Annotated in this window: 28 protein-coding genes; 8 read left to right on the top strand and 20 right to left on the bottom strand. The window is 39.1% G+C overall.

Translation table 11 applies throughout. The features are described from left to right. Nucleotides 1-15 precede the first annotated feature (15 nt). The 3 genes from LQ226_RS01835 to LQ226_RS01825 form a co-directional block, all read right to left on the bottom strand. Nucleotides 16-1,380: a TrkH family potassium uptake protein gene (locus LQ226_RS01835; RefSeq protein WP_231416140.1), complete on the bottom strand. Its 1,365-nt coding sequence runs from the start codon at nt 1,378-1,380 to the stop codon at nt 16-18. Between the two features lie 372 nt (nt 1,381-1,752). Beyond that, complete coding sequence (locus LQ226_RS01830; protein WP_231416139.1) at nt 1,753-2,190, bottom strand: YwpF-like family protein; 438 nt, start codon at nt 2,188-2,190, stop codon at nt 1,753-1,755. 211 nt (nt 2,191-2,401) lie between these two features. Beyond that, nucleotides 2,402-2,950, bottom strand: a complete 549-nt coding sequence (locus tag LQ226_RS01825) for an HD domain-containing protein (RefSeq protein ID WP_231417547.1) — start codon at nt 2,948-2,950, stop codon at nt 2,402-2,404. Between the two features lie 171 nt (nt 2,951-3,121). Between LQ226_RS01825 and LQ226_RS01820 the strand changes: the two genes are divergently transcribed. Together LQ226_RS01820 and LQ226_RS01815 are read left to right on the top strand one after the other, a co-directional pair. Further along, nucleotides 3,122-3,877, top strand: coding sequence for an SDR family NAD(P)-dependent oxidoreductase (locus LQ226_RS01820; RefSeq protein ID WP_231416138.1), 756 nt, complete (start codon nt 3,122-3,124; stop codon nt 3,875-3,877). Between the two features lie 156 nt (nt 3,878-4,033). Continuing rightward, nucleotides 4,034-4,357, top strand: a complete 324-nt coding sequence (locus LQ226_RS01815) for a hypothetical protein (RefSeq protein WP_231416137.1) — start codon at nt 4,034-4,036, stop codon at nt 4,355-4,357. Between the two features lie 71 nt (nt 4,358-4,428). Here LQ226_RS01815 and LQ226_RS01810 read toward each other — a convergent pair whose 3' ends face one another. The 8 genes from LQ226_RS01810 to LQ226_RS01775 form a co-directional block, all read right to left on the bottom strand. After that, on the bottom strand, nt 4,429-5,025 hold the full coding sequence (locus LQ226_RS01810; RefSeq protein ID WP_231416136.1) for a hypothetical protein: 597 nt from the start codon (nt 5,023-5,025) through the stop codon (nt 4,429-4,431). Between the two features lie 123 nt (nt 5,026-5,148). Further along, nucleotides 5,149-5,670: a hypothetical protein gene (locus LQ226_RS01805; RefSeq protein ID WP_231416134.1), complete on the bottom strand. Its 522-nt coding sequence runs from the start codon at nt 5,668-5,670 to the stop codon at nt 5,149-5,151. A gap of 326 nt (nt 5,671-5,996) precedes the next feature. Beyond that, nucleotides 5,997-6,146 carry a hypothetical protein gene (locus tag LQ226_RS01800; protein WP_231416132.1) on the bottom strand — a complete coding sequence of 50 codons (150 nt, stop codon included), beginning with the start codon at nt 6,144-6,146 and terminating at the stop codon, nt 5,997-5,999. A gap of 228 nt (nt 6,147-6,374) precedes the next feature. Continuing rightward, nucleotides 6,375-7,325, bottom strand: coding sequence for a magnesium/cobalt transporter CorA (gene corA, locus LQ226_RS01795; RefSeq protein WP_231416130.1), 951 nt, complete (start codon nt 7,323-7,325; stop codon nt 6,375-6,377). Nucleotides 7,326-7,341: 16 nt separating this feature from the next. Continuing rightward, nucleotides 7,342-7,833 carry a GNAT family N-acetyltransferase gene (locus LQ226_RS01790; protein WP_231416128.1) on the bottom strand — a complete coding sequence of 164 codons (492 nt, stop codon included), beginning with the start codon at nt 7,831-7,833 and terminating at the stop codon, nt 7,342-7,344. A gap of 151 nt (nt 7,834-7,984) precedes the next feature. Next, nucleotides 7,985-8,710 carry an ABC transporter permease gene (locus LQ226_RS01785; RefSeq protein ID WP_231416126.1) on the bottom strand — a complete coding sequence of 242 codons (726 nt, stop codon included), beginning with the start codon at nt 8,708-8,710 and terminating at the stop codon, nt 7,985-7,987. Continuing rightward, nucleotides 8,707-9,417, bottom strand: a complete 711-nt coding sequence (locus tag LQ226_RS01780) for an ABC transporter permease (RefSeq protein WP_231416125.1) — start codon at nt 9,415-9,417, stop codon at nt 8,707-8,709. The genes LQ226_RS01785 and LQ226_RS01780 overlap by 4 nt, the downstream gene beginning before the upstream one ends. Continuing rightward, nucleotides 9,392-10,327 carry an ABC transporter ATP-binding protein gene (locus LQ226_RS01775; RefSeq protein ID WP_231416123.1) on the bottom strand — a complete coding sequence of 312 codons (936 nt, stop codon included), beginning with the start codon at nt 10,325-10,327 and terminating at the stop codon, nt 9,392-9,394. The genes LQ226_RS01780 and LQ226_RS01775 overlap by 26 nt, the downstream gene beginning before the upstream one ends. A 435-nt stretch (nt 10,328-10,762) precedes the next feature. On the opposite strand from LQ226_RS01775, the gene LQ226_RS01770 reads away from it, so the two are divergent. Continuing rightward, nucleotides 10,763-11,434, top strand: coding sequence for a response regulator transcription factor (locus tag LQ226_RS01770; protein WP_231416121.1), 672 nt, complete (start codon nt 10,763-10,765; stop codon nt 11,432-11,434). Next, a complete protein-coding gene (locus tag LQ226_RS01765; RefSeq protein ID WP_231416119.1) occupies nt 11,431-12,819 on the top strand; it encodes a HAMP domain-containing sensor histidine kinase in 1,389 nt (462 codons plus the stop codon). The genes LQ226_RS01770 and LQ226_RS01765 overlap by 4 nt, the downstream gene beginning before the upstream one ends. Nucleotides 12,820-12,837: 18 nt before the next feature. Here the strand turns inward: LQ226_RS01765 and LQ226_RS01760 are convergent, their stop codons facing one another. Next, nucleotides 12,838-13,551 carry a VOC family protein gene (locus LQ226_RS01760; RefSeq protein WP_231416118.1) on the bottom strand — a complete coding sequence of 238 codons (714 nt, stop codon included), beginning with the start codon at nt 13,549-13,551 and terminating at the stop codon, nt 12,838-12,840. 169 nt (nt 13,552-13,720) lie between these two features. Here LQ226_RS01760 and LQ226_RS01755 point away from each other — a divergent pair, with 169 nt between their 5' ends. Beyond that, nucleotides 13,721-14,215, top strand: a complete 495-nt coding sequence (locus tag LQ226_RS01755) for a DUF2512 family protein (protein WP_231416116.1) — start codon at nt 13,721-13,723, stop codon at nt 14,213-14,215. Nucleotides 14,216-14,247: 32 nt separating this feature from the next. Here LQ226_RS01755 and LQ226_RS01750 read toward each other — a convergent pair whose 3' ends face one another. From LQ226_RS01750 to LQ226_RS01725, 6 genes are all read right to left on the bottom strand, one after another. Further along, nucleotides 14,248-15,177, bottom strand: a complete 930-nt coding sequence (locus LQ226_RS01750; RefSeq protein WP_231416115.1) for an MBL fold metallo-hydrolase — start codon at nt 15,175-15,177, stop codon at nt 14,248-14,250. A gap of 187 nt (nt 15,178-15,364) precedes the next feature. Beyond that, the gene (locus LQ226_RS01745; protein WP_231416113.1) at nt 15,365-15,664 is read right to left on the bottom strand and encodes a rhodanese-like domain-containing protein; all 300 of its coding nucleotides are present in this window, start codon (nt 15,662-15,664) and stop codon (nt 15,365-15,367) included. Nucleotides 15,665-15,683: 19 nt separating this feature from the next. Next, nucleotides 15,684-16,052: a rhodanese-like domain-containing protein gene (locus tag LQ226_RS01740; RefSeq protein ID WP_231416111.1), complete on the bottom strand. Its 369-nt coding sequence runs from the start codon at nt 16,050-16,052 to the stop codon at nt 15,684-15,686. A 76-nt stretch (nt 16,053-16,128) separates the two neighbouring features. Next, complete coding sequence (locus tag LQ226_RS01735; protein ID WP_231416110.1) at nt 16,129-16,695, bottom strand: class I SAM-dependent methyltransferase; 567 nt, start codon at nt 16,693-16,695, stop codon at nt 16,129-16,131. Nucleotides 16,696-17,077: 382 nt separating this feature from the next. Further along, nucleotides 17,078-17,857 carry an ABC transporter permease gene (locus tag LQ226_RS01730; protein WP_231416108.1) on the bottom strand — a complete coding sequence of 260 codons (780 nt, stop codon included), beginning with the start codon at nt 17,855-17,857 and terminating at the stop codon, nt 17,078-17,080. Next, entirely contained in the window at nt 17,850-18,830 is a 981-nt protein-coding gene (locus tag LQ226_RS01725; RefSeq protein ID WP_231416107.1) for an ATP-binding cassette domain-containing protein, read from the bottom strand. Before LQ226_RS01725 ends, LQ226_RS01730 begins: the two co-directional genes overlap by 8 nt. Nucleotides 18,831-18,999: 169 nt before the next feature. Here LQ226_RS01725 and LQ226_RS01720 point away from each other — a divergent pair, with 169 nt between their 5' ends. Beyond that, nucleotides 19,000-19,230, top strand: a complete 231-nt coding sequence (locus tag LQ226_RS01720) for a hypothetical protein (RefSeq protein WP_231416105.1) — start codon at nt 19,000-19,002, stop codon at nt 19,228-19,230. A gap of 36 nt (nt 19,231-19,266) precedes the next feature. Here LQ226_RS01720 and LQ226_RS01715 read toward each other — a convergent pair whose 3' ends face one another. Continuing rightward, a complete protein-coding gene (locus tag LQ226_RS01715) occupies nt 19,267-19,620 on the bottom strand; it encodes a hypothetical protein (RefSeq protein ID WP_231416104.1) in 354 nt (117 codons plus the stop codon). A 514-nt stretch (nt 19,621-20,134) separates the two neighbouring features. Between LQ226_RS01715 and nfsA the strand changes: the two genes are divergently transcribed. Both nfsA and LQ226_RS01705 read left to right on the top strand, forming a co-directional pair. Beyond that, on the top strand, nt 20,135-20,875 hold the full coding sequence (gene nfsA / locus LQ226_RS01710; RefSeq protein WP_231416102.1) for an oxygen-insensitive NADPH nitroreductase: 741 nt from the start codon (nt 20,135-20,137) through the stop codon (nt 20,873-20,875). Nucleotides 20,876-20,940: 65 nt separating this feature from the next. Then, nucleotides 20,941-21,687 (top strand): NAD-dependent protein deacylase, encoded by a 747-nt coding sequence (locus LQ226_RS01705; RefSeq protein WP_231416100.1) that lies wholly within the window; start codon nt 20,941-20,943, stop codon nt 21,685-21,687. Between the two features lie 35 nt (nt 21,688-21,722). On the opposite strand, the gene LQ226_RS01700 is transcribed toward LQ226_RS01705, so the two are convergent. Then, on the bottom strand, nt 21,723-22,946 hold the full coding sequence (locus LQ226_RS01700) for a cation:proton antiporter (RefSeq protein WP_231416099.1): 1,224 nt from the start codon (nt 22,944-22,946) through the stop codon (nt 21,723-21,725). Nucleotides 22,947-23,075: the final 129 nt, after the last annotated feature.

Here is a 23,075-nt window from a genome sequence, read left to right as displayed (position 1 = left end):
CCCTGCAATTTAGGACTATCCAATAATAATTCGCTCTGTAGGATAGTGATAGTTTCCTTTTTTCTCTTCATTTTTAAAGGTAAATAGGAACGAGAGAATTCCAATTCTTCCTATAAACATTAGCGCCATTAAGACTACTTTACTAACGGTTGTTAAATAAGGTGTAATTCCTAATGACAATCCCGTTGTTCCAAAAGCTGAACTCACTTCAAAAAAGATTTGCGTTAAACTGAAATCTTCTGCAATTGTTAATATAATGACGGCGGTAAAAACAGACATGGCTGCAAACATCGTTACAACTACTGCTTTTATTAAATCGTCATCATGAACTTCTCTTCTAAAAATACGAATCCGGTGTTGCCCCCGGGCATATGTCAGCAGGAATATAATAACGAGCGCAAATGAAGTTGTTCGCATACCGCCCCCTACACTACTCGGGGAAGCCCCTATAATCATAAGTACGGACATAAAAATATGCGTTTGCTCTGTAAACATATTGACATCCATTGTCGACAGACCAGCACTCCGCGTTGTAACGGATTGGAACAATGCATAGAATAAAATCTCGTGCCATGATTTATCAGCAAAGAAGTAGTTCATTTCAAGTAATATAATGACTAACGTCCCTACGATAATTAAGGCAAGAAATGTAAATGTAGTTAGCTTTGTAAATAGCGAAAATCTCATGAATTTCCTTTCCTCACTAGAAGCAAAAAGATGCTCTCTTACTTCAATCAGAACAGGAAAACCGATGGCACCTAGAACAATTAATCCCATGTGGATGAACTGAACGAAATAATCATCCTTATAAGGGATAAGAGATTGCCCTGTTATATCAAAACCTGCATTCGTCGTGGCACTTATAGAAGCGAAGAGACCTTGATAGAATGCTTCGTACCAGGTAGGAAAATACTGCATAAAGTAAACGCCTAAGATAATAAATCCTAAAAATTCTATAATAAAAATTAAATATAAAATCTGCTTAATTAAACGCACCATACCTTGGAACGTCGTTTGATTATGGTCTGTCATGATTAGCCTTCGCTCTTTAAGACCAATCTTTTTACCTAGTAAAATCCAAATCATCGTTCCCAGCGTCATAATTCCGATACCACCAAACTGCAAAACAAAAGCGAGTAGAAATACGCCTGTTACACTAAATGTCTCGGAGATATCTACCACACTGAGCCCTGTCACTGAAACAGCGCTAACGGCCGTAAAAACAAGATCAATAAACGGAATTGTAACTCCGTCTTGATGGGCGACAGGAAGTCCTAACAATATACATGCCGTTAAGACAGCAAATCCGTAAAATAAAACAATGATTTGAACGGGAGATAAGTTGTTGAGCCAACGTAAGCTGTGATGCCTGATCCACATTCAAATTTCTCCTTTTCTTACAAGAATCCCTTCTAAAACCAGCAATTCATTCTATTATACCAATACGAAAAGGAGAATTCTTTCTTTATATCGGTTAATTTGTTGGTTTTTGAAGAATTCCTATTCTTTTTTAAAATATAATATAGTTTAAACTACTTTCTTATTTATTATAATGTCTGTACAAACCTTATCTACTTTTATCATGATCAGAGCATACTTATTTATAGCCACAAATATAGGAAGCGCTGACATTATCCTAAGAAATAATAGCATCTATTATTGTAGCTGTTTTATATGCTACATCAAGTACCTTAGAGGAATTTAAAATTTTCACAAAAAATACCCACTAAAGCAGTGGGTATCCTATTCCTATTATACAGAGTTTTCAGCCTCAGCCTGTTCTACTCTATTTTTAAATTCATTCAGCAGTTCTTCTCCCTGGTAGCCTTCTTCTATCAACCGTCGGAGCATATGCTCTACTTGATCTTTCTTATGATCAACAATGGTGCCCATAAATAGTACGTTAAAGTGCTCCCCAATTTCATTTACATCAAGAACTTTAACTAAGAAAACAGCAGGGTGATTTGTACTTTTCGTAATTTTAGCTTCTAATACCATTTCTTCTTCGTTTTGTTGGTAATGTTCGAACTCTTCAAAATACTGCTTGTCCAAATACGCTTCTATAATCCAACGGTTCTGATCATCTTCTCGATTTATTATCAAACCATCAATAAGAGGGATCGACCTTTTTTGGATATCCTCTCCACTTTCCTTGAGGATATTTAATTTTATCAGTTTAAAAGTTTTCAATAATAGACCTCCTTTCTTTCACATTCCAGGTAATAAATGATATGTATCAACTCTTAAATATCTATTGGCCTAAAGAACTTCTTCTTACTAGTAACATAACAAATATCTCATTCTTTTTCCATAGAAAGGGGTAGTCGAACTTGTGTGCAAGATTACCTAAGGAAGACCCAACAAAAAAGATGCTCTATTGACGGAGCACCTCATTTGTCTATTACCCTGATTGTTCTTCAGGGTACTGGTCGTTTGCCAGCACACGATCAACCTTTAGATCCAATTGATGGAGCTGCCTGATAGCCTCACTGATCTCCATCTGTTTATAATGATGCATCCCTTTTGGTTGCTCGTCTTTATTATCAGCCAGTGTGACCACTTCTTGTAAAGGAGTCTGTTTGCCATCTAATTCAAACGGTAAATAGGAGTCCGTATGGAGCAAAATGGCTACAGATATTTGCTTTGCGGCGACACGGTTTTCTCCCAATCTTATTAAAAGTTTATGAGCCCGCTCAGCGCCTTTTATAGCATGAATATCATTTTGACGATAATCGTCGTAATCCCATTCTCCATCATTGTTATACCATTCATAATGTCCAATATCATGAAGAAGCGCAGCTTTCGATGCTTGATCAACGTCCACTCCTCTTTCTAGCGCCAGTTCGTAAGCATAATGAGCTGCGGTTACAGCATGATGGACACCTGAACGCCGAAGGTATTTCCGAGTGATATGGTGTTTAAATAAATCGACTAATGTTACTTTTCTCATCGCAATCCCTCCGATTGTTTTCAGAATAATATACCACACGTTTAGGGTTCGGACAATTCCTTGTATTATTTTTTTACCTAAATACAGACGCGATAAACAAATACTTCGTTTAAGGAAAGAACAGTGAAGGTATTATAGGAATGTAGTAGTTAGAACGAGGAGATGAAAAACGTGGAGTATTATTTCAAAAAAGACACAGTGGTTATTACTGGAGCTAGTAATGGTATAGGAAAGTCTTTAGCTCATGCATATGCGAAAGAAGATGCAAATGTGATTGTACTAGATAATGATAAAGGAAATGGCGAGAAACTTGTTAATGAAATTTGCGATGAAGAAGGAAGCGCTTCTTATTATTTTTGCGACGTACGAGACGAATCTTCTATTCGCTCAAGCTTTGCCTCCATATTAGAAGACGGGCACCGTCCTACCATCTTAATCAACAATGCCGGAGTAAGCCGTTTTACAAATTTCTTCGAGATGTCAGTATCTGAATGGGATGACGTCCAGGCTACCAATTTACGCAGTGTCTTTATCGTTTCTCAAGTCATAGCGACCTATTGGAGAGATCAGGGGATACATGGAAGAATCGTAAACATGGCCTCTACTAGGGGAACAATGGCAGAACCTCATACAGAAGCGTATGGAGCTTCAAAGGGAGGCATATTAGCTTTAACATATACAATGGCCATGTCTTTAAGTGATTATCAAATTCGAGTAAATGCCATTAGTCCTGGGTGGATTCAAACGACCCATTATGATGAGCTTCGCGACATTGATCATAATCAGCACCCATCTAAGCGGGTAGGGCATCCTGATGATATCGTCAAAGCTTGCTTCTACTTAACAGATAAAGAGAATTCATTTGTAATGGGAGAAAATTTAGTCGTAGATGGTGGAATGACTAGAAAAATGATTTACGAGCATTAATCAAGAGTCCGGGAGTCTCCCGGGCTTTTTATCATCCTTATAAGTCCTTGGACAACCAGGTAAAATGACCTATTTCATTTCTTTTTAAGTTTTAACTAAGGGATGGAGGGTATTCAAAAACTAAGAACAGAAAATAAACAAGTAGAGGTGAAAACCTTGGAGCAGCTTACATCGTACCAAGTACAGTTCAAACAACGGATTGACATGGAAGAAGTCATGAATATTTATCATTTCATAGTAGACAGTTCGTACGATTTATACTTATATCAAGATCATTTAATTGCAGACGCTAGCAACCTACCTAAATTACTCTCATTCTTTTTCTACTACGATACAGACCGTCCATTTGTCATGATCCTTGATGGGAAAGACGTCACATACGCATACAATAAAATAATGTCTATTTGTGAAGAACCAATTGAGAACTGTGTCGTGCGCAGGTTTCATGAAGCCAATCCTGATCAGGCTATTTTGGTATAACAAAAGAAAGAGGGGAGAAATCATTCATATGATTTTTCCCCTCTTTCCTTTGTTTGGTGTATCCCTCGCGTTTAGCTCCTTTTGTTTTGAACTCCAAAAAATCCTACAATGACAAGAATGATGCTTAAGAGAGCTATAACAAAAAAGGCTTGATTCTCTGTGAAAAAGTCAATCGACATCTTCTCTTGAACCCGGTGGGATAATGGCTCTTTTAAAGGCTCAGAACGATTCTCTTTATAAATGATATGTTCTACAGTGTCCCCTCCAGAGCTTGATTCCCACTTTCCTGCTGCAGGATCTAACCAAATCTTGATCACGTCGCCAACAGCAATGTCCATGGCTTTGCCACCGGCATACTGATTCCTTTGCCACGTGGGAATATAGCGATAAAAGACATCTACAGTAGATGGGTCTGATAATTTAGATTCCCCTTTGGTGATCTCCTGAACGGAAAGAGTCATAACCCTGTCTTGCTTATATAAATCTCCCTTAGATTGATCCTTTATAAGTCGATCTTTTACTACTTCTCCCTTAAGAGCCACTGAGGACTCTCTTTTTATTTCTTTAATCTCCTCAGGAGAGACCGCTGCAAATGCCACATACGAATGAAGGGTTAAGCAACAAACACATAAAACCACCCACATCCACTTCCTATTTATAGCCCACATTAAGCTGCGCCCCCCTTTTTACATAACCATATATCTATAAACGAGAAGAATCAACCTTTCTATAAGACAACAAAAAAAGACACCCCTTCTTTTGCAGGGGCAAAAGAAAAGCTATCCTTTTCACTAATGGGTATGCCCTGGTACCATTTCAGGGACAGGTAAATGTAAGAGGGAAACAGCCCCACCCATCAAGCTCATTAAGAGCAAAAGAGCAATAGGATGATAAAACCAAGCCATATAACGATGGGAAACCTTTAGATTATAAATCAGTAACAACCCAAAGCTAAACGTAATAAGAGTTCCAACTCTATAGAGTATTTCCCATTCGGCCACGGGTACCATACCGCTCAGCATACCTCCCATCATCCCTCCCATAATGGCTTGCATGCCGCTGTGTAATACACGTTCTGGATCAGGATGTTGAAACAAAAACGGCACCAACAGCCCCGCGCTCATTCCTATTAGCATGGATAATAACAAATGGTGTACAACAAAATAGGAGGTCATACCTAAGTAAATACTTAAAAACATCGCAACAGCATACATGATAGATCCTTTATTGTTATTGCTAATACGATAGAGAAGAGATAAACCTATTACTCCAATGATCAAACTCGTCCAAACTAGACCGAGACTCGCACTCATCCCCGTCCCTCCTTCGTCATTATTATATGTGAACGGAGAAAAGAACATGTTCAAATTCATAAGACGAACCTATAACTGCGTATAGTACGGTAAACAGAATGTGGAGAGAAGGGGTACCATGGATTGGAAGATGTATGCTTTTATCTTTAGTACTACGTTGAGCGAACATTGGTATTACTCCAGAATCCCTAAAGTTTATTATTTTTCATTCACCAAAAACTCAACTAAACCGTGATCCTCCCCTAGTTACTACGACTAAATAGAGTAACAGAAGGAAAAGTTAGGACAGAGGTGAACTCCACCCTCCACTTCTGTCCTTGTGAGATCTACATCTTCATAAGAGTCAGAAGACTCGTTAAACAACGCTCAACCCAAGTAGCGTTTCGCTTATATTTCATCGGATCTTTACGCACATATGGCTTCTCCGGTTTTCTTTGGTCAATTAAATCTCGGATCTCATGCTCTGTTAATACCATTAAGACCACATCCTTATTCTAAAATTATCCACCAAACGTTTTTGTATCAGATGGTAATTTTATTATAAAGACATTCTGCATTCTTCTTAACGGCACAACGCATGAATAGGCCTCATCCTGCAGACGGAACTTTCTCTACGCCCTAAGTGAAAATATGTCCACAAAAAAGCAGGCTCCAAACTAGAGCCCGCTTTCCTTACTATAGTGTCGTTGACGGTTCGTCCATTTTTAATCAAACCAACCTTTTCGTTTGAACCATAAAAACATAATGATAGCGATGACGAACATAATAGCTAATACAACAAAATAAGCATACTTTTCATCAAGTTCAGGCATGTAGGCAAAGTTCATCCCATATACCCCAACGATAAAGGTAAGTGGCATAAAGATGGTCGATATGACGGTTAGAATTTGCATCGTACGATTGGTTTCGTGTGAATTAAGTGACATGTAGCTGTCACGTATATCCTGTGTCATTTCCCGATTCGATTCAATAAGTTCAGATACCTTTAAAAGATGATCATAAATATCGGAAAAGTATTCCTTACGCTCCCTGACCCCGTCCAGTCTGTGAGAACTTAATATTCGATACATCAAATCTCTCATAGGATGAACAGTTTGACGCATCGATAATAAATCTGCCCTCGTATCAAATAATTGCTCAAGTAATGTCTCCATTGATAATTCCTTCGTATTATCTTCAATATCGTTAATATGGTCTTCAATGGCATAGACAATGGGGAAGTAATTATCTACAACTTTATCAAAAATCTGATGAAGCACATGAAATTCATCCCAACTCTTAAAGGAGCGTTCCCTTAATAACCGATTCCACACCTGTTCGAGCTCTGGGCAAACGTGTTTATGATACGTCACAATATACCCATCTCCATTAAATAAATCCACTTCTTCTTTCTCAAGCGTCTTTGCATTCAAGGCGTGCATAACGAAAAAAGTGTGCTCGTCATAATAATCTAATTTTGGGCGTTGTAAATTATGTATACAATCTTCAATCGCCAACGGGTGAAATTGGAAGACCGTGTCCAACTTTTGGGTTTCACTTGGCGTGGGTTCTGAAAAATCCACCCAGTACCACATAATCCCCTCTTCTGATAAATTTTCTAGAGGGAGATCTGTATGTAATTGCTGGTCTTCTGTGATCGCTATTGTCCTGATCATATGGACCGTTCCTCTCCTAATCGATTCCTATCCACTGATATAATTTCACATTTTGCCACTCATCAAACTTATTTCCGACTTCTTTTAATGTTCCGATATGGGTAAACTGAAATTTCTCGTGTAACCTCTCACTCGTTTCGTTCCCCTCTGTTATAAGTGAAATAATTGAGTGAAATTGATAATCCTTTGCTTTTTCCAACAATGCTTTCATTAATCCATGACCAATTCCGTAACCTCTATAGTCTCGGTTCACATAAAGAGAGAGTTCAGCCGTGGTCTGATAGGCAAGCTTGTCATTATAGGGGGATAAATAAGCATACCCTGCCACTTCTTCTTCCCATTCGGCAACAAGGATAGGATAAATACCATGAAGGTTAGAAAACCATTTTTCTTTATCCTCGAGGCTTTTTTCTTCTAGGTCGAAGATTGCGGTAGAGTTTCTGATCGCATCATTTTCAATATTATTAATGTAGGATAGATCTTTATGTTCTGCATTCCGTATCCACATGTAGGAGTCACCTGCCTTTTTTTCATCTTATCACAGCAGAAAGAAAAAGAAGACCCTAAAAGATATCTTACACCGTCTCCGCTTTCAAGAGGTACGATTCTTTTATGGGCCCTTTATCATAAAATGTTCCACCAATGGATACATGAAATTTTTAATAGGCCCTTTTTGTAAAGCGCAATAAGCCAATAAAAAAGAACACTATGGAAGTACCCCCTATAATATAGACAAGCTGTTCATAAGGGATAAAACTTGAATCATTCTCTGCAGTGAAAAACATAGCTAAGATCGGCTGTGACCATGGATACCAGGGGCCATACGTTTGTGATTGAGCAATTAAGATAGCAGGTAAGGTTAATACGACATTCACTCCCATGGCTCCAGCAAAACTCTTCCAAGCCGAAGAGACCCACAATTGCAGCATGATAAGAGGAATTGCGGATAAATAGCCGCCAATATACCCTCTCAAAAGGATCTCTCCTGGCAATAAGCCTCCATACCCTTTTATATAGCCCATAATTAGATAACAAGCGAACATAAGAAGTTGTATAAGTGCTACTAAAAGAAGAGCCACCATTGCTTTTGCTATATATACATGGTACCTTTTCAAAGGTTGTACAAGCCACGCTTTCCAACTGCTTTCATCATGATCCAACTTACATATGTAAGCTGCGATTAAACATGCCAATAAAGGCAGCAAATATTGCCCATGTAACAGAGCTTGCTTAATGTACAACGATTCCCACTCCGTATTAGGTGGAGATGGGAGGTTGTAAAACCAAGCAAAAAGACTCGTCAACATTGGGGCCGCCACTAGGATCGTGATGATATTCGTATGTTTTAATTTCTTAAATTCTCCACGCATTGCTTTTCCAATCATCCGTTCACATCCTCCCTCGCAAATAAAAGACTAGCTAAGATTATAAGACATACCCCTGTAGCGATTCCTAAAGGGACATTTAAAGAAGATGAAACCCACTCATCTGGCAGCATCGGCCATGAGCTAGGACTCCACGCTGGACCTACTCCCATCACGGCAAGAGAAAGAATACCTACTCCAATGACCACACCTTGATTTTTGTAATGAACAGCAAGATAAATGAAGACAGCGAAAAACGGCAGTGCTGCCAAGTAAGGGAAAAAGGTGAAACGAAGAAGTTCAACCCATGGTATGGCTGTTCCAAACTGCAACAGAATTCCTAATCCGGCGGTCCCTAAAGCCAATAAAACACAAGAGAGTAGTAAGAGAATGAATCCCATCACCCCTTTTGAAAGGTAAACATGTGTTTTCTTTACCGGAGTACTTAATAGTTGCTTCCAAGCCCCTGCCCTATGCTCCATCCCCCCTATAAGAGACGTAATAAGAGCCATTCCAATTACAATGACAGCAATAGAAAAATAATACACTTCCTGAATTAATCCTGACCATATATCATCTTTATACATCGTGTTTGTCATATAGTCATACCGAAGACCAAAATTTAAGGATTGAACGAGCACTACCCCTAAGGGGCCGAGCACGACGAAGACCCAAATCCAACTTCTCTTCAATTTCTTGAAATCACTGATTAAGAGCTTCTTGAACATCCCTTACTCCCCCTTTTCGAACCACATCTAAGAAAATATCTTCTAGAGATTTATGGTGATCTTGAATGCGGTAAACGGGTATATCATTCCTAATAAAACTCGTTATTAAGGAGGCCATCTTCGTGTCATCCACCTCTTCTATTACCAACTGTTCCTGATCAATCCTAACAGGCACACCTTGAGCCAAGGCCACCTTTCTTGCATGCTCCATCTGACCAACCCGCAATCTGACCTCACCCGTGGCCCGTTTTCTCAAAACCTCTATTCGATCTTGAAAGATCAGTTTCCCTTTAGAAATGATTCCTACGTAATCGGCCATCTGATCGATCTCAGCTAATAGATGACTTGAAACAAGTATCGTAATGCCACGTTTCTTTACCAGTTCGTTAATTAAAGAACGTATTTCTTGAATTCCCTGAGGGTCAAGCCCGTTTGTTGGCTCATCGAGAATGAGTAATTCCGGATCCCCAAGTAGCGCAATGGCGATACCAAGACGCTGCTTCATACCTAGAGAATATTGCTTAACTTTCTTCTTCATGGCATAGGTAAGTCCTACAAGCTCAAGCACTTCTTTGACTCTTTCTTTCGGCACTTCAAGAAGGGTACGATAAACTTCTAAATTCTCTACCGCATTCAAATGTCCATAATAGGAAGGGTTCTCCACAAGCGAACCCACCTTTCCCAATAGTTCCACTCGGTTCTTTAAAAAAGGCTTATTAAACATCATAACTTCTCCATAGGTTGGTTTGATTAACCCTAATAACATCCGGATCGTGGTGGTTTTCCCTGCTCCATTTGGTCCTAAAAATCCATAAATAGAGCCTTTTGGAATTTGCAATTGAATGTTGTCCACTGCATGTTCCTGCTTATACGTTTTCGTTAACCTTATCGTTTCGACTATATACTCCATTCGAATCACCTCACCATTCATTGTAAAGGTCTACGTTTAAACGTAAGGAAGGGTAAGGTTAAATTCTGTTTAAATTAAAAGGCTCTGTTATAGTTTAGTGTTGTTATTTTATAGGCTCGTTCAATATCCAAAGCTGAGACATTTGAGTGTAGATGGGGCCGTCTTTATTGACTAGTGCTTGGGGTGTCTGGGGAACGACTCGCTTTCAGGTGCTGCTGATTAGGGACTTATATGTAACGTTTAAAAAATCAACATCAGTTTTAACAGAGCACTTGGGTTCATATAAACCCCTATATACGAAATACTTCGAGCAAATGGTTTTAATCCAAACGGAGATCTATACCTTTGTGGAGTCCTTTTATGCCTCGAAATTCAAAAAACGCTTTCTAAATGATTGGAAATTTTATACGATACTTAATAGAAAGGAGTTTATAAATGGCAATGATTTTATACATAGAAGATGAAAAAGAAATTGGTGAATGGGTGAAAGGTGCACTTGAGGAGAGTGGTCACAATGTTCAATGGTTCACTTCTGGTGAAGGGATTGAAGATCAAATCGGTGAGGCAAGTTTGGTTTTACTCGATGTTATGCTGCCTGGCTTAGATGGGTTTACTATTGGAAAAAGAATAAAAAAACATAACCCGGAACTTCCCATCATGATGCTGACAGCACGATCAGCCGTTGATGACAAAGTATATGGACTCCAGTTTGCTGATGATTACATGGTTAAACCTTTCCATCTAGAAGAGCTCCTGGCCAGAATGGATGTGCTATTTCGCAGATTCGGAGCGAGTTCAAACCAATCTCTTATCCTAGGTGACATCGAAGTCAACTTACATACAAATCAGCTGCTTCATAAACCATCCAACAAAGAAATTATACTATCGGGCAAACAGTATAAGATTTTTTTCTATCTCGTTCAGCACCTGAACCAAATATTAACCAAAGAACAGATTTATGAGGCAATATGGGGAGAACGTTACTTGGACGGTGATAAATCACTAATGGTACATATGCGGCATTTAAGAGAGAAAATCGAAAAAGATCCAAGCCATCCACAAATCGTTCAAACGATACGCGGAATTGGTTACAGGGTGAAAGGATGAAGAAGCAGAAGAAAAAACAAACAAGTTCCTCCCTATTACGTAGATACATATTAATTCTACTGATCGGGATCACCCTTTTTCAAATTACACTACCTCTTTTGTTCGTTGTTTTTGAAGTGGGCTTTAATCAGTTTGGTTGGACGGAACCTAATCATTACAGAGGAGATAAGCTTGAGGCCATGTGGCATGAGCAAGCTGAGGATCTTTCTGTCGAGGAAGTTCCTCAAGCTTTAGAGGAGGTTCATAAGAATTATCCTAATGCCTCTTTATTCTGGATCGATCAACAAGGACGTTTCAAAGACCCTATACAAGTAGAAGAGGGCCTCTACCCTGAAGTATGGAGCGTTCCTCAGACTGTTGAATTTATGAAAGAAAGCTTTGATGGAGACCCATTTACAACCGTAGCTTATATAGGCAGTACCAAAATGGATGGATTTATGGTTTTTCAAATCTCTCGTGAGTACTTAGATTCTCCATTAAGTCGCGTTGAATCCGAATACCGCTTCTGGTTTACAGGGATTGGTTTAGGAAGTATTTTCTTAACGTTTCTCATTCTTTCCTTGCTCTTTTTCCTGCGCCTCAGAAGACGTCTGATACATCTTCAACAAGCCATGACAATGGATGAAGGAGCTATGATTCCAAATCCAGTTGAAGTTAAAAAACGTGATGAAATAGGGCTATTAGAAGAATCATTTAACAATATGGTCTACAAATTAAAAGAAAGTCAAAGGAATGAACAAGAAGAAGAATCGCTAAGGAGAGACTTGATCGCCAACCTTTCTCATGACTTACGCACTCCCTTAACCACACTAAGAGGCCAAATTTATGGTTTACAAAAAGAAGTCACAACTGAGAAAGGAAATCAATTAATTGCATTAGCTGATGGAAAGATTACTTTTTTAGGTGAACTAATTGAGAATTTACAATCCTACACGCTTTTATCTGCACACCGCTTCCCGCATCATCCTAAAGAAATTGAACTCACAGCTTTAACACGTCAATCCTTGGCATCCTGGTACGATACGCTGGAGAATGAGGGATTTCAAATTGATATTCACGTAACGGACCATCCGATGTATACCACTCTTGATCCAACATGGTTCCAACGGATTTTAGACAATGTGATACAAAATGTTTTAAGACATGCGAGTGAAGGAAAATACATTCAATTCACATTAGCTCACAGCGATAATTACGGGCATCTATCTGTGGCTGATCACGGAAAGGGGATGGAACAAAACAGCTCTTCTACTAAAGGTTCGGGCATCGGCTTGACCATTATTTCCCTCATGACACAGAAATCTGATATTGCCTGGGAAATCGAGTCTTCCCCTTCAGGAACCATTCAACACTTTACGTTTCACGTAAACGAAAAAAGGAGCTAATCTTCATTAGCTCCTTTTTTAAGAAATCATTTGTACTTGTATTTTATGTCCTTCTTGGTCTTTAAAACAAAAGGATTCTCCTGGTACTTCCTCTTCTATTTCGACTCCTGACTGTCGAAGAGATTGTAGATCTTCTTCAAGGTTTGTGGATCCTAGTGTGAACGGATGTTCAATGACGTTATGAAGGTCACTTGGAATCTCTACAAGTGTGATCCCAAGATGATCAAGCGTTAATGCACGCATTTCCCCATACATTGGAGTGTCAAATGAAAAATCATATAACTGCTCTGCTTTTAGATGGGTCTTATACCAAAGAGATGCATCCTCTAAGCTTCTTACCGGGAGAAAGTACCCTCCTAGTTTTGTAACAGGATGGGCGGCTTTGGCATCCTCTTCCCAGCCGACTATTCCAATCTGAATGTTATTCGGATCGGTTACCTCATAACAAAGCATATCAAAAAAGTCATCAATATCTGTTAACTTGGCTCCTTTTAAGAATAAGTCTCTATGTAAGTGCTGAGGTTCGTACACATTAATATTAAAAGGGCTGAACGGGTATTCTTGTGTCACTTTACTTTCATAAAAAACTAAATCGGCACCTTCGGCAAATGAAATGGTCACTTCCCCTTGATCGCCTTTAGCCTCTAGTTGTAAATGATTTTTGTACCATTCTTTCGTCTCCTTCAAGTCTTTACACGGTATCCTTATTGAGTTAAGTTGTTTTATTGCCATACTATTCACCTCTCCAGTTTCTTACCCGTTTCTAAACAAGATAAACCATCTAAACTTCCTTGTTTAATTAACTGAATTTTATAACAATTATACACCCTTCTAAGAGAAATGAAAACCATTCTAAATGAATCGTATATAAAAGCTCGCATTTGAAAAACTATAACTGGAGGTGTTTAAACTGGAGCATATTAAAGCACTCGGGATTAAATGGGTCATCTTAATTGCAGCTGTCTTCCCTATATACGGCGTGATTGCTGGAGCTTCCTTAATCAATGTGTTCCTTATTACTTTTGTATTACTGGGAATCACGTATGTGATAGGAGATTTATTTATATTAAGACGCTTTGGTCTACTCGTTACCTCCGTTGCCGATCTCGCTTTAACATTTTCGATTCTTTACCTTTTCGGCAATGTAATCAACGGCATTACGACTCAAACCGTACTCCCTGCCATTGCAGGAGCTGGGTTTATTGTGACTTTTGAGACATTTTTTCATATTTATATGGAAAACCGTGTATTGCACCTTGGATCTCACGTGTATGACAGACGTCGCCAACTACTCGTTCCTAAAAAGTTACGCGTAGAGGCATCAGAGGAACTATTCCCCTATGAAGCACAAAGAAAAGAAGCTCAAAAAGAAGATACCCATCACCCTGAAGAATAAAATGGCAGCCAGATCATTCTGGCTGCTTCTTTTTAATTGCTATTGAATTCATTTCCATACTCTAAATGGTATGCTTCTTCGTTTGTAAAACTTCTTTCCCCTTTATTGATCGCTTCTATCTTCTGTGTTCTCGTGGATTCTTTATCATTTATCTTACGCTCATAAGGAGAGACAAATCCTTGTTCATTGAACTGTGAATAAGACTTCATCCATTCTGTAAGGACCACCCCTTTTCCTTTATATAAATCCGCTTCATTATTGGAGGTAAACGTGTAGTGCTGGTCCACCACAATCGTAAGCCCCTCTGTGGTGAAGATCACTTCAACGGGGATATTGGTATTGCCTACAGAAGGTTTCTGATCATGCGTAATAGCGGTATATGAATAGGAAATGTCGTCTTCTATTTCTGGAAGCCAATACGATTCTTCTACTTCCTCTGCCAGTTGCGGGCCACTTGAGATGTGGGAACGGTGAATACAAGAATCTACGATATGCTTAAAGGTAAAAGCCTTGTCTTCTACAAAATCGATATAGGGTTGAATCCATAGGCTAGGGTTAAGTAATAGAGCTTCGGCTTCACTAATAATCATATAAGAAAGTTGACCCGTACTCGGTCGAATAAATTGATAGACCTCTCCTCCGTCCGAAAGTTCTCCCACTTGTATAGATTCTACATACCTTCCCCAATCCTGCATGCCTCCTTTTACGTAGAGGAGGTCGAGGTCATATTCCTGTTCTATTCTCTCAGCTTCTTCTATAGATGTCTTCTGATCTTCACCTATATAGATATATTCTGCCTCTTTGTCTTTCAAGCGCTCTATTGTAATCTCGCCTTTATGTAAAACCTTCACCGGAAAAGCCAACTCTTCTGAATAATCATGGTGACGTCCATCAATTATTATAATGTTTTGCTGTTGTTTTAACCTTTTGAATAGTTGGTGCGATGGTATTGAGTGAGCCATATCATCCCTCCACGCTCATTTTTTCCTTCTTATTGTGGCAAACCTTCACATTCCTATACCTCGAGATACATATGTTTCCCAACTTATCTAAGTTTAAAAGACAAATTATTTTAGGGGATTCCATAAAAAAGGCGGGAATCTAAACGATTCCCGCCCTTAATCATCTATTCAGTTCAACAGCTGTGACTTATTTGTCTACGCTACCTTCCCAAGCTAGCATACCGCCATCCATATTGATCACATTATATCCGTTTTCTTCTAAGAAAGCTGTTGCTTTTCCGCTACGACCACCGGAACGACAAACCATTACATACTCCTTGTCCTTATCCAGCTCATCTTTACGCTCATCTAGAGATCCTAAAGGAATATGCTTTGCTCCTGGAATTTTTCCTTCTTCTACTTCCTCAGGTTCACGAACATCAACAATGTTAATGTTTTCGCCACCTTCTACTTTTTTACGAACTTCTTCTGGTGTGATATTTTTCATAATTAATTCCTCCTTAAGATTATTTCCAGGCGTTCAAACCGCCACGAATGTTTGTAATGTGAGTAAATCCTTGCTTTTTTAAAACTCGAGCTGCAGCCATACTGCGCGTTCCACTTTGACAAAGTAAAACGACTTCTTTTGACTGATCTAACTGGCTCGACTGTGCCTTCAAGGACTGAAGAGGAAGATTGGTAAACCCTCTTATCTGATTTCTATTATACTCCCCAGGGGTACGTACATCAACAAATTGACTTTGCTTTTTCTTACTTTTCAATTTATCCTGAGCTTGCGCTGGAGAGATTTGTTCAACACCCTTAGGTGGTATGATCGTTTTACTTATGAAGTATACCGCTACAGCAATCAATAATACTGTAATAATTGTATCCAAGTGATCCTCCCCTTCGCTCTTTTTAACCCCTATGGGTATATTCTAATAGGAGGGGGAGTATTCGTCAATCCCTTTCTTATTTCGTTGCTACGATATAGTATACTTCATCATTCAAGTGACCCACCTCTACATCAAAGCCTTCTTCAGCTACCCGTTCAGCCAGCTCGTTGGAGGCGATACGGTGATCTTTAGGCGGACCTTGCTCTCCGTCAACCTTTTCCCAATCTAAGATCAGAAGACGGCTATGTTCCATTAGAATTCGATGAATTTCACGAAGTGTCTGATGTAAATCGGGTACCTCATGCAAAACAAAAGCCGTTACTGCACGGTGAAATGAAGCATCAGGAAGATTCAAAGCATCTAGGCTGCTTTTCATACGTTCAACATTGGTAATGCCTTCTCCTTCAGCTCTAGATGCTAACAGTTCTAGCATTTCAAATTGAAGGTCGACGGCGGTTACCCGATCCTTGGTCTCTTTCGCAATCGGTAGTGTTAAATACCCATTCCCAGCTCCCAAATCGGCTACCTTCTCTTCACCTGTTAATTGAAGGAGCTCCAACACTCTCTCTACTGGAACTGTGTTTTGTCGACTTGGATCTACCAGTTTCTCCGCTTTTTTTGGATCAAATACCTCTCCTGCCATTATTATGCACTCCTTTATCTATTTACAATCGATTTTAAGTCGTTACTTATGTAGTTTTACCAAATTTTAAGCGAACCTAAACATGAACCAAACGATCAAAGCCAAAATGAAAAAGGATAAATCCCAACGGATTTATCCCTTACCTATTAAAGTCTATTTTTCCTTCGCAGTCTCTTTCTCACAGATTTGCTTATTATCATAATGTAGAACATGACAGGTGCAGCTACGAAGGTAACGGCCTGGTCTGTTATCAGATTTTGAGAATATAAAAGCATTAACGTTGCTAAAATGGTCAAAGCACCTAAATCAATCCATTCATACCACTTCATCTTGCTCACCCATTTTTTATTTATGGTATGTGAGCTTTTGGATTTTGGTACTACTATCCTCTACTAACTGCTTTCTTAGCCGAAACTGCCGCAAAGGTAATCGTAATCGCACATGCAATGGTAATGGCAATGAACCCCTTCGCAATATCCCAGAACTGCCACCCATCAATTAAAACCGTTCGCATACTTTCAAAGATATACGTGGTCGGATTAATCGTAGCAGCAACTTTTAACCAGGATGATTCAATTAATTCATAAGGGACAAATGTTGTACTCAGAAAGATTAACGGGAAAAAGATAAGAGTACCTGCCTGGGCGGCTTGAGCATTTTTGGTTTTCAAAGCAATGCCAGCTGAATACCCAGCAAAAGCTAACCCCCAACCTACTGCTAAGAGGAGAACGACCAGAACACCTAAAAACCCAGTTGCTACTTCAAGCCCCATGATAAAGGCTACAATTAAGATCAGGATCGTTTGCACAAATAATTGCAACATGCCAGCAATAATAGGACCAAGCACAATCGAAAGTCTTGAGGCTGGTGTGAGTAATAAGCGTGAGAAGAAGCCATTTTCAATATCTTTTACAATACCCTGGCCGGCTCCCCCCGCCCCTCCAATGGCAGCTGACACTACGGAAACAGGTAAAATAAAGGCCAAATAATTTGCTCCCTCGAAAGCCGGTAGCTGTGAAATGCCACTCAGTCCGCTTTCATAGACTAATAAAAAGAACGTTGAAATAAGTAAATTAGGTATAAAAGAAAAGGGGCTCCGGAGAGTCGTGAGTACACTACGCTTAGATAAAACCCATATATCCTTAACTAATCCATTACCCATGTTCAACCTCTCCTCTCTTTTTCTCTCCTTCAGCTGTGATTTTAAGGAAAATATCATCTAGAGTAGGAGAATTTACATTAATGGACTGTACGGTTATCTCTTCCTGGTCTAAAACCCGTACTACCTCCATCAATCGTTTCGTTCCGTCCTGAACATACATATTTAATTCTGCCGCCCTTCGGACCAGGTCAGCATCTGGCATGTGGTGCTTAATGGCCTTTTCTGCTTCATTCGCTTCATTGTCCCCTGCAAACGTCATCGCAATGATATCGTTCCCTATTTGAGCTTTTAACTCTTGCGGTGTCCCTGTAGCTACAATCTCTCCATCATCAATAATTGAAATGCGATCGGCCAATGTATCTGCTTCTTCTAAGTATTGTGTGGTTAGAAAAATAGTCGTTCCTTCTTCTTTATTCAGACGCTCTAAATAATCCCAAATGCTCTTCCTATTTGAAGGATCAAGTCCTGTGGTGGGTTCATCGAGAAACAGAATCTTAGGTTTATTCACAAGCGTTAAGGCAAGATCTAGTCTCCTCCTCATCCCTCCTGAGTAATTGCCACAAATCCGATCGGCCGCTTCAACGAGCTGCACTACTTCTAGTAGTTCATCTGTCCTTGATTTTGATTCCTGTTTGGTAAATCCGAAGATTCTACATTGCAGCTCCAACATTTCTCTACCTGTTAAACTGGGATCAATTCCTGTTTCCTGTAAAGCTACCCCGATATGTTCACGCACCCCTTTTGGATTTGTAAGAACATCTTGTTCAGCAACATACACCTTACCAGCTGACGGGGAGATTAAAGTGGTAACGATCTGGACCGTTGTTGATTTACCTGCTCCATTTGGTCCTAAAAAGGCAAAGAATTCCCCTTCTTCCACAGAAAAGCTAACATCCTTCACAGCTTTTACATTGCCTTTCTTAAAGGTTTTAGATAGATGTTCAACATAAATCGTTCCTTTTACCATATCCATGAACCCCTTTCCTGACTTAAGTACTATATTCCCTTTCCAATACTTCTTTCCTTCTTTTTTTATCATTACACAAATGAATGCTCTATGAATTATGGTTGTAACGTTTAGAAGGAAAAATAAAGGGGTAAGTTTACCTTAATAGGTGATAGATAGAAAGGATTGACTGAATATGGAAAGCGCATTCCAACTGTTTATATACTTAGCTGTAATCATGAACAGCTTAATCGGCATAATCAGCTTTAAGAAAAGCCAACATCTTTTCGTACTGTACACAGGTTTTATTGCAATTGCGTTAAGTATGGCTTTAGCTTGGACATTCGGACCGCTTGTCTTCGCAATCGGTACCATTCAAGTATTCTATGGGATTATTCACATTCAATCTCAAAAAGCAACAGAATAGAAAAGGGTGCCCATTTTTGGACACCCAACCCCTTAATTATTTAGACTTTCTTACTCGCTTCTCAATAAACCAACATAAATCCTCTACGGTTTTAAAGTATTGAAACTCTTCTCCATAAGGAACTTCATCTAGCCCATTCCCTGGTAAATCCCAATAATTCATTAGTTCACCGAAAGATGATCTAAATCGGTCACTCTCCCCTTGAAACACATATGATAGCGGTGTTTTTGTATTTATATTTTCCACCGGTTTCTCATATTCTTTTTGTAGGTTTTCATTCACATATTTCACTACGGTTAAATAGATTTCGTAAATGACTCCCTTATTCCCTGCAGATTTCTTTAAATCTTTTCTCGCTCGTCTAGTTTCAAAATCGATCAATTCCCCCATTAGTAATCCTCACCTTTATTTAGAACTAAGCAAAAGTGTAAGTGTACAGTTTCCCTGACAAGCGTCTGAACTATAACAACTCCTCTACAATGATTAGACAATAATCCTACGAATCCTGAAAGTATAAGCAAATGTTAATGTTATTTCGATAAAACGATAGTGTTCTGGTACTTAGCTTTTAGAAGAGGGTACTGAGTGAAGAATCTGCAGATGGTTGTTTCCAGGGGAAAAACGGAAACGCTGTCTGTAAGGGAAGTAATAAAGAGGATTCTACTATTATCCTAACACAAACCCAGGATACTTTTAACTACTATATCATTAGTTTCCTATTTTATGTAACCCGTCTAAGGATAATATTTGTGTTTTCTTAATATAGATTTTAAAATTATTCAAAAAATAAATTTTTACACTTATTGGGTGGATTCCATTAAAGCATCAAACAAATTTTTTGAAGTGTTCATTCCTAAAGATGTACTATAAATGTAAAATGTTAAACTTGAAGGAGTTCTAAATCATGAATCAAACAATCCATACGCTTCTTAACCATCGTTCAATCCGATCCTTTACAAATGAAGTGTTAACTGAAGACCAAATAAACACTATTGTAGAAGCAGCTCAGATGGCTTCAACGTCCAGCTACATGCAAGCTTACACCATCATAGGTGTGACAGATCCAGAGAAAAAGCAAGAGTTGGCGGAAATAACAGGTCAATCGTATGTAAAAGATAACGGACATTTGTTTATATTCTGCGCTGACTTGTACCGCCATGGCATACTAGCCTCCGACCTACAGAAGCAAGATATGCTACCAAACATTGAGAATACAGAACATTTTCTCGTTTCTGCGGTAGACGCTTCACTAGCTGCCCAAAATGCAGCGGTTGCATCTGAATCTATGGGGCTTGGTATGTGCTACATTGGAAGCATTCGAAATAACATTAAGCGCGTTGATCAGCTATTACAATTGCCAGAACACGTTATACCATTATTCGGCATGGTGGTTGGCTATCCTGACAAACAGCCAGAACAAAAACCTCGTCTTCCTAAACGCGCGGTTTATCATGTAAATGAATATAATAAAAACCAAACAGAAGAGCTTCGTTCTTTTGACCATACTATTCAAGACTACTATAAGAGCCGGAAGCAAAATTCACGCCTCGACTCTTGGACCGATCAGATGATTCGTCGTTTTAGCCACCCCATGCGAATGGATGTTAATGAATTTGTGCAATCCAAGGGGATGAACAAACGTTAATCTGCTCTTCTATCTATTTCAACGGGTTTGATACAATAGGGGAAAACGATTAAAGGTAGGATAAGATGGATCAACTTATAGATGAAATTAGGCAAGCTCAACGCATTACTGTTTTAACAGGAGCTGGTGTTAGTACAGCAAGTGGAATCCCCGATTTCCGCTCCTCTAATGGCATATGGACAGAAGATGGATCAAGGGAATATTACATGTCCTCTGACTATTTTAGGCACGACCCTCAAGATTTTTGGACAAAGTACAAGGATATTTTCCAACTTAAACTTCTGGGTTCCTATCACCCAAATGAGGTGCATCGATTTCTCTCCAATTTAGAAACACTGGGGAAAGAAGTTACGGTGATTACGCAAAATGTAGACGGGCTCCATCAAAGAGCCGGCTCCTCTAAGGTCATTGAATACCACGGTTCTCTAACCACTTCCACTTGTCCTGCATGTGGGAGCATCTATGACGCGGACTATATAAACAGTTCTCAGGTCCCCATTTGCGAAAGGGAGACGTGCCAAACGGTATTGAAACCAGATATCGTGCTATTTGGAGACGCCATCACTGAGCATGATCGGGCAGAAGCCATTATTGACAAGGCCGACCTTGTTCTCGTGCTTGGAACATCTCTACTTGTCATGCCGTTTAATTTCTTACCAGAGTATGCTTGGACTAGGAAAATTCCTACAGCACTTATAAATAGAGAAGCCACTCCAAAAGATCGCTTATTTCATTATGTGATTCATAATGACCTAATCGATGTTATCCAACACTTTGAAGATCAAATTATAAAAAACCAGCCGCTTAAATAAGCGGCTGGTTTTTCAACTTTAACATAGCCTTCTAGCTAAGAAGCATCTTTCGCCATGTCAAACTTCTTAATAAGCGGCTTAATAGTAAGCCCTTGAACGACTAGGGAGAAGAGAACAACAGAGAATGTGAGAAGAAGCACTTCTTCTCTACCGTCAAAATCTGCAGGGAGACTTAAGGCTAAAGCGATCGATAAACTTCCTCGGAGGCCTCCCCAATTTAAAAGAAAACGTTCTTTCTGACTAAGATGAGAAATATAGCTTGTTGCGGTGTATAGGGCAATCGAACGTCCAATAAGCACAATGAGAATGGCTAAGACTATAATGCCCCACATGCCTGTAAAATCAATTTCTCGAATTTCAATCCCAACCATTAAAAAGATAATCGAATTAGCCAAGAGAGTAATGGTATCCCAAAAGGTGTTAATATTAACTCTCGTTTCTTCTGACATCCCCACTTTCTTTCCATAGCTTCCGAATAATAATCCACCAATCACAACAGCAATAACTCCTGATACGTTAAAGTGCTCTGCAATGAAATAACTACCGAAGAATAAAAGCATGGAAAATGCAATTTCAAGTGGATAGTCATCAAATATGCGTATAACTTGTGAAAAGATGAATCCAATTACTAAACCAACTAGCGCTCCCCCGATCGCAAACTTTAAGAATAAGAAGACACCCTCTCCAATTCCTGCAGCTCCCATATCCATATATGTGAGCAGGTAAATCGATGAAATTTTAAAGAGAACGACAGCAATCCCATCATTAAATAAGGACTCACCTTCCATGATGGTCGACATTTTTTCAGGTACACCAAGTTCCTTAAAAATAGAGATTACGCTTATTGGGTCTGTAGCACTCATTAAAGCTGCAAAAGTAAAAGCGACAACAATCGGTAATCCTAACAAGAAATATACACTAAAACCTATCACTATAAATGAAATAAAGGTCCCTAAAAAAGCCAGAGATAAAACCGTTTTCTTCAATCGAAACAGATGATGAAATGGCATTTTCAATGTAGCATCACCTAATAAGATAGGTAAGAAAAGGGAAATGATAATGGCTTGAAACACTTCAGATTGTGTTATGTACGACTCCGCTTCTTCAATAATAGGGATTTCTGTCATCCCTAATAATACTCCCACTAGTACTAAAGCAATTGAATAGGGTTCTTTAATCAGTTTTGCAATTCCAATCACCGTAATTGAAATAGCAAGTAATACTAAAATTTGAATAAATACTTCATGAAACCCGTGCATTGACGTAGCCTCCATCCACTTCTATTTGATTCTAATGTTATGATTAGCTTTACCTTACTCGGAAATCTGATGCACACTCCTTACAAGAATACCCTCTTTACCATTGTCCATAACTTTCCTGTCCTCATT

The organism is Pontibacillus sp. HN14 (genome assembly GCF_021129245.1).
Lineage (GTDB): Bacteria > Bacillota > Bacilli > Bacillales > BH030062 > Pontibacillus.
This window is presented reverse-complemented; position numbering and strand designations above follow the sequence as displayed.

Bases quoted from the DNA above. Each gene is read 5' to 3' on its own strand.
- LQ226_RS01835 (WP_231416140.1), bottom strand. From the start codon at position 1,380: ATGTGGATCAGGCATCACAGCTTACGTTGGCTCAACAACTTATCTCCC.
- LQ226_RS01825 (WP_231417547.1), bottom strand. From the start codon at position 2,950: ATGAGAAAAGTAACATTAGTCGATTTATTTAAACACCATATCACTCGG.
- LQ226_RS01810 (WP_231416136.1), bottom strand. From the start codon at position 5,025: ATGTGGGCTATAAATAGGAAGTGGATGTGGGTGGTTTTATGTGTTTGT.
- LQ226_RS01805 (WP_231416134.1), bottom strand. From the start codon at position 5,670: ATGAGTGCGAGTCTCGGTCTAGTTTGGACGAGTTTGATCATTGGAGTA.
- LQ226_RS01800 (WP_231416132.1), bottom strand. From the start codon at position 6,146: ATGGTATTAACAGAGCATGAGATCCGAGATTTAATTGACCAAAGAAAA.
- corA (WP_231416130.1), bottom strand. From the start codon at position 7,325: ATGATCAGGACAATAGCGATCACAGAAGACCAGCAATTACATACAGAT.
- LQ226_RS01790 (WP_231416128.1), bottom strand. From the start codon at position 7,833: ATGTGGATACGGAATGCAGAACATAAAGATCTATCCTACATTAATAAT.
- LQ226_RS01785 (WP_231416126.1), bottom strand. From the start codon at position 8,710: ATGATTGGAAAAGCAATGCGTGGAGAATTTAAGAAATTAAAACATACG.
- LQ226_RS01780 (WP_231416125.1), bottom strand. From the start codon at position 9,417: ATGTTCAAGAAGCTCTTAATCAGTGATTTCAAGAAATTGAAGAGAAGT.
- LQ226_RS01775 (WP_231416123.1), bottom strand. From the start codon at position 10,327: ATGGAGTATATAGTCGAAACGATAAGGTTAACGAAAACGTATAAGCAG.
- LQ226_RS01770 (WP_231416121.1), top strand. From the start codon at position 10,763: ATGGCAATGATTTTATACATAGAAGATGAAAAAGAAATTGGTGAATGG.
- LQ226_RS01765 (WP_231416119.1), top strand. From the start codon at position 11,431: ATGAAGAAGCAGAAGAAAAAACAAACAAGTTCCTCCCTATTACGTAGA.
- LQ226_RS01760 (WP_231416118.1), bottom strand. From the start codon at position 13,551: ATGGCAATAAAACAACTTAACTCAATAAGGATACCGTGTAAAGACTTG.
- LQ226_RS01750 (WP_231416115.1), bottom strand. From the start codon at position 15,177: ATGGCTCACTCAATACCATCGCACCAACTATTCAAAAGGTTAAAACAA.
- LQ226_RS01745 (WP_231416113.1), bottom strand. From the start codon at position 15,664: ATGAAAAATATCACACCAGAAGAAGTTCGTAAAAAAGTAGAAGGTGGC.
- LQ226_RS01735 (WP_231416110.1), bottom strand. From the start codon at position 16,695: ATGGCAGGAGAGGTATTTGATCCAAAAAAAGCGGAGAAACTGGTAGAT.
- LQ226_RS01730 (WP_231416108.1), bottom strand. From the start codon at position 17,857: ATGGGTAATGGATTAGTTAAGGATATATGGGTTTTATCTAAGCGTAGT.
- LQ226_RS01725 (WP_231416107.1), bottom strand. From the start codon at position 18,830: ATGGATATGGTAAAAGGAACGATTTATGTTGAACATCTATCTAAAACC.
- LQ226_RS01720 (WP_231416105.1), top strand. From the start codon at position 19,000: ATGGAAAGCGCATTCCAACTGTTTATATACTTAGCTGTAATCATGAAC.
- LQ226_RS01715 (WP_231416104.1), bottom strand. From the start codon at position 19,620: ATGGGGGAATTGATCGATTTTGAAACTAGACGAGCGAGAAAAGATTTA.
- nfsA (WP_231416102.1), top strand. From the start codon at position 20,135: ATGAATCAAACAATCCATACGCTTCTTAACCATCGTTCAATCCGATCC.
- LQ226_RS01705 (WP_231416100.1), top strand. From the start codon at position 20,941: ATGGATCAACTTATAGATGAAATTAGGCAAGCTCAACGCATTACTGTT.
- LQ226_RS01700 (WP_231416099.1), bottom strand. From the start codon at position 22,946: ATGCACGGGTTTCATGAAGTATTTATTCAAATTTTAGTATTACTTGCT.